This is a genomic window from Rhizobacter sp. P2_H2, from assembly GCF_056403375.1.
Genome location: NZ_JBFUFP010000119.1, coordinates 1 through 9,261 on the forward strand (window position 1 = coordinate 1; position 9,261 = coordinate 9,261).

At 69.1% G+C, this 9,261-nt stretch carries 7 protein-coding genes; 6 read left to right on the forward strand and 1 reads right to left on the reverse strand.

What is annotated here, in order from left to right; genetic code table 11:
• Positions 1 to 147: 147 nt before the first annotated feature.
• Positions 148 to 1,395, reverse strand: a complete 1,248-nt coding sequence (locus AC1D15_RS09720) for an ABC transporter substrate-binding protein (RefSeq protein ID WP_477825816.1) — start codon at positions 1,393 to 1,395, stop codon at positions 148 to 150.
• A gap of 332 nt (positions 1,396 to 1,727) precedes the next feature.
• On the opposite strand from AC1D15_RS09720, the gene AC1D15_RS09725 reads away from it, so the two are divergent.
• From AC1D15_RS09725 to AC1D15_RS09750, 6 genes are all read left to right on the forward strand, one after another.
• Positions 1,728 to 2,909, forward strand: coding sequence for an ABC transporter substrate-binding protein (locus tag AC1D15_RS09725; protein WP_477825817.1), 1,182 nt, complete (start codon positions 1,728 to 1,730; stop codon positions 2,907 to 2,909).
• Between the two features lie 10 nt (positions 2,910 to 2,919).
• On the forward strand, positions 2,920 to 3,651 hold the full coding sequence (locus tag AC1D15_RS09730) for a response regulator (protein ID WP_465112183.1): 732 nt from the start codon (positions 2,920 to 2,922) through the stop codon (positions 3,649 to 3,651).
• On the forward strand, positions 3,644 to 5,098 hold the full coding sequence (locus tag AC1D15_RS09735) for an ATP-binding protein (protein ID WP_477825818.1): 1,455 nt from the start codon (positions 3,644 to 3,646) through the stop codon (positions 5,096 to 5,098). The genes AC1D15_RS09730 and AC1D15_RS09735 overlap by 8 nt, the downstream gene beginning before the upstream one ends.
• A gap of 43 nt (positions 5,099 to 5,141) precedes the next feature.
• Positions 5,142 to 6,509 (forward strand): MATE family efflux transporter, encoded by a 1,368-nt coding sequence (locus tag AC1D15_RS09740; protein ID WP_477825819.1) that lies wholly within the window; start codon positions 5,142 to 5,144, stop codon positions 6,507 to 6,509.
• Positions 6,510 to 6,630: 121 nt separating this feature from the next.
• Entirely contained in the window at positions 6,631 to 7,317 is a 687-nt protein-coding gene (locus AC1D15_RS09745) for a response regulator (protein WP_477825820.1), read from the forward strand.
• A 139-nt stretch (positions 7,318 to 7,456) separates the two neighbouring features.
• Positions 7,457 to 9,235 carry a sensor histidine kinase gene (locus tag AC1D15_RS09750; protein ID WP_477825821.1) on the forward strand — a complete coding sequence of 593 codons (1,779 nt, stop codon included), beginning with the start codon at positions 7,457 to 7,459 and terminating at the stop codon, positions 9,233 to 9,235.
• Positions 9,236 to 9,261 lie beyond the last annotated feature (26 nt).

Consider the following 9,261-nt stretch of genomic DNA (forward strand, 5'->3'; position numbering starts at 1 on the left):
GTGTAGACCAGCACGGCCGGTGCGAGGAACACCACCGCATGCCAAGGAAAGCGCTTCATACCCAGCGGCCCCCATGGAACCGGCTTTGCCGGGCCATCGGGGGCGCCCCCTCGGGGGGAGGCGCGCAGCACTTCGGGGGGGACGTCATCACTTCTGGGGGGCGTACCACTTGGCAAAGCCGCTCTGGATGCGCTGCGCCGCATCCTTCGGTGCGAGCTTGCCGTTGAGGACCTGCGAGTTCACCGTCCACAGCTCGTTCTCCATGCTCGGCTCGCCGCGGCTCATCACCTGCGCATTCAGCCGGATGGTCGACTTGCACTGCGCGCGCCAGCCGATCATCTGCCGCGCCACCGGGTCCTTCACGTCGACCGCGTGCTTCGACAGCGAGAAGAAGCCGGTCGCCTTGTTGGTGTACAGCTCGGCGAATTCCTTCGACGCGAGCCAGGTCAGGAACACCTTGGCATCCGCCGGGTTCTTGGCGGCCTTGTTGATGCCCATGCCGATGTCGGTGTGGTCCGAGATGTAGCAGGCGTCGCCGGCCTTGCGCACCGGCGGCGGAAAGGCGCCGAACTCGAAGCCGGGCTCCTTCTCGAAGTACGCGATGTCCCACGAGCCGGTCGGGTAGATCGCCGCCTTGCCGGAGGCGAACAGGTTCTGCGAGTCGCCGTAGGTCTCGGCCTGGTAGCCCTTGGGCAGGTAGGCCGACCACTTGGCCATCGTGGCCCACACGTCGACGAACTCGGGGTCGGTGAACTTCTTCTTGCCGGCGATCAGCGCGCGGCGGCCTTCCTCGCCTTTCCAGTAGTTCGGGCCGATGCCGGTGAAGACGATCTGGCTGGTCTCCCATTGGTCGGCGGTGCCGAGCGCGATCGGCGCGACCTTGCCCTGGCCCTTGATCTTGTCGAGCACCGCGAAGAACTCCGCCTCGGTGGCCGGCGGCGTGACGCCGGCGTCCGCGAAGATCTTCTTGTTGTAGAAGAAGCCGTGGATCACCGAGGCCATCGGCAGGCAGTAGGTGTCCTTGCCGTCGTCGGTCTGCCACGCGACCTTGGCGGAATCGGGGAAGTTCGCGAGGCCGGGTTCGCCGTCGAGCTTCGCGAGGCGGCCCTTCTTGTAGAGGTCGAGCGCCACGTCGAACGGGCGGCAGGTGATCAGGTCGCCGGCGCTGCCCGCGGCCAGGCGGGCACTCAGCACCGAGTTGTATTCCGGCGGCGCGGTCGGCGAGAACTTCACCGTGATGCCGGGGTGCGCCTTCGTGAAGGCCGGCAGCAGCACCTCGTCCCACAGCGCCTTGTCGTCGGTGCGCCAGCTTTCGATGACGAGCGAGCCGGCCTGGGCGCTCGCCGTCAATGCGAGGGCGGCGCAAGCCAGTGCAGTGCGAACGGGGCGGGTCATGGGGTGGTCTCCTTCGGTGGATGGGCGGGGCGCAAGGTACCATCGGCCGCCGTGTGACACGAGGCCCGCACGAGGGTCCGCGCCCGGCACCGCTGCACGAGGCCAAGTGCTTGTCATTCCAGGGATTTCCAACCATGAGGCGACATGACGCGCTCACGCTTCCTTACGCTGCCCTGCGCGCCTGCGCAGGGGCCGCGAAGGGCCGTGCCGCGGCCCGCGCCTTACACAACATTGCAATTCGCAGGGATTCGACAGGCGCGTGGCGAGGGTTTGCCCTGACGCTTCTTCTGCTCGCGGGTGCGGCGACCTCCGCGCCGGCCCAGACCCTCGACGTGCTGCACTGGTGGACCTCGGCCGGCGAGCGCCGCGCCGTCGAGCAGCTGGTGCAGCAGCTCGACAAGCGCGGCATCGCCTGGAACGACGCGGCGATTCCCGGCGGCGGCGGCGGCGGCGCGATGAAGGTGCTGAACAGCCGCGTGCTGGCGCGCGACCCGCCCGATGCCGCGCAGGTGATCGGCCGCACGCTGGCCGACTGGTCGGACCTCGGACTGGTGCTGCCGCTCGACGAGGTGGCGCAGCGCAACCGCTGGAGCCAGTCGCTGTTTCCGGTGGTGCAGCGCGTGATCACGCACCGCGGCCGCATCGTCGCGGCACCGCTCGGCGTGCACCGCATCAACACGCTGTTCTACAACCAGCGGGTGTGGGCGCGGCTGAAGCTCGGCGTGCCGAAGGGCTGGGGCGACGTCGAGCAGGCGGCGGCCACGCTGCGCAGCGCCGGCGTCGCACCGTTCGCGTGGAGCGACGAGCCGTGGCAGATCGCCACCGTGTTCGAGACGCTGTTGCTGTCCGAGGGCGGGCCGGCGCTGTATGCCGAGCTCGCCGCCACGCAGCGCTGGCAGGCCTGGCAGGACCCGCGCGTGATGAAGGCGCTGGAGCGGCTGCGCTGGCTGCGGCGGCTGAATGGCGAGACGGCCATCGAGCAGCGCTGGACCGCGTCGGCGCGCCAGCTCTTCACCGGCGATGCCGGCATGCTGATCATGGGCGACTGGACCGGCGGCGAGCTGACCGCCTGGGGCGCGCAGGCCGGCCGCGACTACGGCTGCGCGCCGGTGCCGGGCACCGCCGGCATGCACCTGTACAGCATCGACACGCTGGCGATGCTGGCCGGCACGAAGAAGCGCGAGGCCGAGCAGGAGCGCATGGCCGAAGTGGTGGTGTCGCCGGCGGCGCAGCTCGCCTACAACCAGGCCAAGGGCTCGGTGCCGGTGCGCGACGACATCGACCCCACCCAGCTCGACGAATGCGCACGCGACTCGTGGCAGACGCTGAAGCGCGCCGACAGCCCGCTGCTGCCGAGCATCGCGCACCGGATGGCGGCCGACGAGGCCACGAAGGACGCGCTGGCCGATGCGTTGCACCGTTATGTGAAGGACCCCGCCGTCACGCCCGCCCGCGCGCAGGAGCGCCTGGTGGCGCTGATCCGCAGCGCGGCGCGATCGCCCGCTTCTCCTTGAAGACTGCGCCATGAACCTCGCCCGCAAGCGCACCATCCTCGCCGTCGACGACGACCAGAAGACCCGGCAGCTGCTGAAGCTGTACCTGGAGAAGCACCAGTACGTGGTGCAGCTCGCGGCCGACGGCGCGAGCTTCCGCAGCGGCTTCGAGCGCTACCGCGACGACCTGAGCCTGGTGATCCTCGACGTGATGCTGCCCGACACCGACGGCTTCGCGCTGTGCCAGATGGTGCGCCAGCGCGCGCCGACGCTGCCGATCATCATGCTGACCGCGAGCGCGGACGACACCGAGCGCATCGTCGGGCTGGAGCTCGGTGCCGACGACTACATCGGCAAGCCGTACAACCCGCGCGAGCTGCTGGCGCGCATCAAGGCGATCCACCGGCGCGCCGGGCAGACCGAGGGCGGCGCGGCAGCGCGCTACCTGCGCTTTGCCGGCTTCCGGCTGGATCGGCTGGAGCGCACGGTGACGGGGCCGGACGGCCAGCCGCTGGCGCTGACCGCGATGGATTTCGACCTGCTGCGGCTGCTGGCCGAGCATGCCGGCGAGGTGATGGAGCGAGCGCGGCTGATGGAGCAGACGCGCGGCCGCGACCTCGGCCCGGCCGACCGTTCGCTCGACGTGCAGGTGAGCCGGCTGCGCCAGCGGCTGGGCGACGACGGCAAGCAGCCGGCGCTGATCAAGACGGTGCGCAGCAGCGGCTATGTGTTCTCCGTCGAGGTGCTGGCCTCGCATGATTGACTGGCGTACTGTGGCGCAGCGGCTGCTGCCGCGCACGCTGCGCGGGCGGATCATGCTGGTGATGGTGGCCGGCGTGCTGCTGAGCCAGCTGCTGGGCACGGCGATCTGGGCCTGGCAGCTGCGCGCGAATGCGTTGCGCGATGCGCGCGATGCCGCGCAGCAGACGGCGCAGAGCGCGGCCGGCGCGATCCGTTTCTTCCGCGACCTGCCGGCGCAGTACCGGCCGTTGCTGATCGAGCAACTGCGCACGATGGGCGGCACGCGCTTCTTCGTCAACGTGAACCGGGCGCGCGTGGCGACCGGTGCGTTCGCGCCGTCGCGCCTGTCGGAGACGGTGGTGCGCAGCGTACGCGAGCGGCTGCTGGCGCAGGTGGGYGACACCACGTCGTTCGAGGCCGCGTTCGCGTGGCCGGACACGCTGGTGGTGGCCGATGATGGCCGCAGCTTGCGCGAGCTGCCCGAGAGCTGGGTCGAGGCCTCGCTGCTGCTGCGGCCGCGGCCGGCGCCGCTGCTGGTGATCCAGGCCGAGATCGAGCCGGGCGGCTGGCTGCTGCTGGCGACGACCTTGCCGGATCCGTACTTCCTCGACAACGCGAACCCGCTGAGCAGCGACCGGCTGTTGCTGCAGGGGGCGACGCTGATGACGGTACTGGTTCTGGTGCTGCTGGTGGCGCGCAGCCTGACGCGGCCGTTGTCGCGGCTGGCGCAGGCGGCCAGCGAGTTCGGCAACGCGATGCACCCGAACCAGGTGCCGGAGACCGGCACGGTGGAGCTGCAGCGCACCGCGCGTGCCTTCAACGAGATGCAGGCGCGCATCCAGCGTTTCGTCGAAGACAGGGAGCGACTGTTCGGCAGCATCTCGCACGACCTGAAGACGCCGATCATGCGGCTGAAGCTGCGCACCGAGCTGCTGGACGACGACGCGGTGCGGGCCGATTTCCACGAGGACCTGGACGAGCTCGACATGATGGTCAAGGGCGCGTTGCAGAGCGTGAAGGACAGCGACGTGCACGAGAACCTGGCCGAGGTGCGGCTGGACCGGCTGGTGGAGCGGCTGACCTCGGCGGCGCTGGCCTCGGGCGCGAAGATCGCGGTGTCGCTGCCGCCGATCGCGGTGACGGGCCGGCCGCTGGCGCTGAAGCGTGCGCTGGGCAACCTGATCGACAACGGCCTGCGCTACGGCCGCGAGATCGAGGTCGGTGCCGAGCTGGGCGATGGCAAGTGCTCGGTGCTGGTGCGGGACCACGGGCCGGGGCTGCCGGAAGATTCGCTCGAGGAGATCTTCGAGCCGTACGTGCGGCTGGAGCACGGGCGGACCATGCATGCCGATGGGTCGGGGCTCGGGCTGTCGATCGCGCGTCGCATTGCGCGTGAGCACGGCGGGGATGTGCGGCTGCGCAATCATCCGGACGGTGGGCTTGTTGCGGCGCTGAGCTTGCCCGCTTGAGCGCAACACGGCAGTCAACGAACACTGGCATCATCCCGACCCCATGACCAGACCATCGATCGCCACAGACCAGCGCCCCCTGTGGCGCATCTTCCTCGCCTTCCTCGGCCCGATGATCGTCGGCAACGTGCTGCAGGGCCTGTCGGGCACCTTCAACGCCGTGTTCGTCGGCCAGATGCTCGGCACCCGGGCCCTCGCAGCGACCGCCGCCGTCTTCCCGATCGTGTTCTTCTTCATCACGCTGGTGATCGGCATCGGCGCCGGCGGCTCGGTGCTGATCGGCCAGGCCTGGGGCGCGAAGGAGACGCACAAGGTCAAGGCCATCGCCGGCACCGCCATCACGCTCGGCTTCGGCGTCGGCCTCGTCATCGCGCTGTTCGGCGGCGTGTTCACCGAACATCTGCTGCATGCCCTCGGCACGCCCGCCGACGTGGTCGACGATGCCGTCGGCTATGCGCGGCTCATGATGCTCGCGATGCCCGGGCTGATGGTGTTCATCCTGATCACGCAGCTGCTGCGCGGCGTCGGCGACACCGTCACGCCGCTCTACGCGCTGCTGCTGTCGACCCTCGTCTCGTGCGTGATGACACCCGCCTTCATCCGCGGCTGGGGCGGGCTGCCGCAGCTCGGCGTCACCAGCGCCGCCGCTGCGTCCATCGTGTCGTTCATCGCCGCCCTGCTCTACCTCCTCGTGCACCTGCGGCGCGCCAGGCACCCACTGTCGCCCGACCGCGAGCTGCTGCGCTCGCTGCGCATCCAGCCGCAGCTGCTGAAGCTCGTGCTGAAGATCGGCATGCCCACCGGCATCCAGATGGTCGTCATCTCGCTGGCCGAGATCGCGCTGCTCGCCCTCGTCAACCGCTTCGGCTCCGACGCCACCGCGGCCTACGGCGCCGTCAACCAGGTCGTCAACTACGTGCAGTTCCCGGCGCTGTCGATCGCGATCACCGCGTCGATCCTCGGCGCCCAGGCCATCGGCGCCGGCCGCGCCGACAAGCTCGGGGCCATCACCCGCACCGGCATCGTGCTCAACCTCGTGATCACCGGCACGCTGGTCGTCATCGGCTACCTGTTCTCGCGCCACCTGATGGCGCTGTTCATCACCAGCCAGCCGGTCATCGAGCTGGCCCAGTCCCTGCTGCACATCATGCTGTGGAGCAGCGTCGTGTTCGGCTGCGCGTCGGTCGTCAGCGGCGTCATGCGCGCCTCGGGCACCGTGCTCGTGCCGATGTCCATCTCGATCTTCTGCATCGTCGCGATCGAGGTACCGGCCGCCTACGGGCTGTCGCAGCGCATCGGCCTCGAAGGCGTCTGGTGGTCGTACCCGATCGCGTTCGTCTCGATGCTCGTGCTGCAGTCGGCGTTCTACCGGCTGGTGTGGCGCAAGTCGAAGATCGAGCGGCTGGTCTAGGCTTGTGCGTCACGTCGCAAAAAAGAACCTCCCATGAATATGTGAGCCCGCAGGCCCGGTTTGCCGCCAGGGCGCGCGCGCGCCTTAAGCTCCGGCCCATGAATCAGTCGAAGATCTAGCCATGGCAACACTCAGCTGGCGGGTAGCGCTGCTCGAAGACGATGCGGAAATTCGTGGCTACTTCGAGGAATGCGTCGCCGGCCACTCCTCGCTGCAGCTGGTGGCGTCATTCGGATTGCTGGCGCATGCGCGCGACTGGTTCGACTCGCACACCGCCGACGTGCTCCTGACCGACCTGGGCCTGCCGGACGGAAACGGCATTGACCTGTTGCGTCATCTGGCAACGACGCAGCCGGCTTGCGAAGTGATCGTGGTGTCGGTGTTCGGCGACGAGGACACGGTGCTGTCCTGTGTCKAGGCCGGCGCCGTGGGCTACATCCACAAGGATGCGACGCCGGCCGATGTGGCGCAGACCATTCTGGACGTCAAGGGCGGCGCCTCGCCGATCTCGCCGATGATCGCGCGCAAGGTGCTGGATCGCCTGCGCCAGACTGTCGCGCCGCGGGCCCCGCAGGCGCCCGATGCCCTGAATGCCGACCTGCTTTCTCCGCGCGAGGCCGAGGTGCTGGAGTTGATCGCCCGAGGCCTRTCGTACGCCGAGATCGCGCAGCTGAAGGGGGTGACGATGCACACGGTGCAGACGCACATCAAGAACCTCTACGGCAAACTGGCCGTCCATTCGCGCAGCGAGGCCGTGTTCGAGGCCAGTCGCATGGGCTTGCTGAGCAGCCTGAAATCCCGGGGCTGAGCCCGTGCTGCGCCCTTGGCTCCTTCGGTGCCTGGTGGCTTTGGCATTCCCCTTGTGCGGTACGGCGGACTCGACAGGGCCTGCGGGCCGTACGGCCACCGAGCCTGGTTCGGCGCCGGTTCTTGCGCTGGGCGGCGGCATGTCGCCCGTGCAGGTCACGCGGGTCGACGCGCTGGTCAGCGCCTCGCGCACCCCACCCGGCGGTGAGGCGCCCTGGGTCGCCGGCCGTCTGCCCGATGCCTGGGCGCTGTCGCGCCCGGCCTTGGAAGGCACGGCCTGGTATCGCTTCAACGTGCGTCTGGCGGGCCCGCCGGACGGGCCATGGGCCTTGCTGCTGCCGCGCGTCAGCATGAATGCCGACCTCTGGGTCAACGGTGTCCTGGCGGGACGCGCCGGACGCATGGACGAGGGGCTCACGCGGCACTGGAACACGCCCTTGCTGTTTCCGATTCCCGACCGCGCCTGGGTCGCCGGCGACAACGTGGTTCACGTCCGCGTGCGGGCGGCCGCCGGGCACCGCGGCGGCCTGGCGCCCATGCTGATCGGGACGGTCGACGCCATGGCACAGCGACATGGCGAACGGGTGTTCTGGCAGAACACGCTGGTCAGTGCCGCCAATGCGTTCGTGGTGGCCCTGGGCTTGTTCATCCTGTTCGTGTGGCTGCGCAAACGCGAATTGATGCACTACGGCTACTTTGCGGGTGGCACCATTCTTTGGGGTCTCAGCAATGTCGACATGACGATGCAGGACCCGCCCATGCCAGACGCGGCCTGGCAGTGGTTGATCGTCGTGATGAGGCTGTGGTCCATGATGCTGATCAACCTGTTCTGCCTGCGCTTTGCCGGGCGGCGCATCCCAAGCCTCGAAGCAGGCGCACTGGCGTTCTCGCTGCTCGCAGCGCTTGCCGTGGCCATCGCGCCTGCGCATGGCCAGGGCGTGAACCCTGTCCACGCGGTCTTGATGGTGCCCGTGCTGGGCACCGGCGGCTGGGCGCTGGTGCTGATGCTGCGCAGCCTGGCGACGCACCCGCAGCGCGACGGCCTCGTGCTCGTGCCGGTGGTGACGGCAACATGGCTGGCCGGAATACACGACCTGATGGTCGTCACAGGGCAGTTGCCGTTCGGGCACGTCCATGCGCTGCCTTACGTCGCGCCGGTGCTGGTGTCGGCACTGGGCTGGATGATCGCCGGCGAGCACAGCCGCGCACACCGCGCGGTCGAGGCGTTGAACGGAGACCTGACCGCACTCGTGCACGAACGCGAGGCCCAGCTGCATGAATCCCTGGACAAGCTGGCGCGCAGCGACCGCACGCTGGCGGTGGCTGCCGAACGTGCGCGCATCCTGCGCGACATGCACGACGGCGTGGGCTCGCTCCTGACAAGTGCCATGCGCCAGCTCGAAGGCGGACGAATCTCCGCCAGCCAGGTCCTGGAGTCACTGCGCGAGTCAATGAGCCAGCTGAAATTGTCCATCGACGCCATCAACCTGCCGGAGGGTGATGTCAATGCCTTGCTGGCCAGCCTGCGCTACCGGCTCCAGGCGCGCATCGAGGCCTCCGGCGTCGAGCTGCACTGGGATGTGAGGCAACTGCCGCTCTGGCCGACAGGAACCCACGACGCGATGCGCCACCTGCAGTTTCTGTTGTTCGAAGCGCTGTCCAATGTGATGCAGCATTCCCAGGCCACCACGGTGACCCTGGCCGCGCGCGGCGTGGCCACGGGTATCGAGGTGAGCCTCAGCGACGATGGCCTTGGCATGTCCGGCCACGAAGGCAACRGACTGCGCTCGATGCGGGAGCGCGCCGCGGCGCTCTCGGCCTCACTGAGCGTCGTGACGGGAGCCCACGGTACGCGCGTCGAGATTCTGTTGCCGGTGCCACCACCAGCGCAGGCGGCTTCGACGCCTGCGCGCCCCTGAGGTCGCGGGAGCCTGCAGACCTGAGC

Bases quoted from the DNA above. Each gene is read 5' to 3' on its own strand.
- AC1D15_RS09720 (WP_477825816.1), bottom strand. From the start codon at position 1,395: ATGACCCGCCCCGTTCGCACTGCACTGGCTTGCGCCGCCCTCGCATTG.
- AC1D15_RS09730 (WP_465112183.1), top strand. From the start codon at position 2,920: ATGAACCTCGCCCGCAAGCGCACCATCCTCGCCGTCGACGACGACCAG.
- AC1D15_RS09740 (WP_477825819.1), top strand. From the start codon at position 5,142: ATGACCAGACCATCGATCGCCACAGACCAGCGCCCCCTGTGGCGCATC.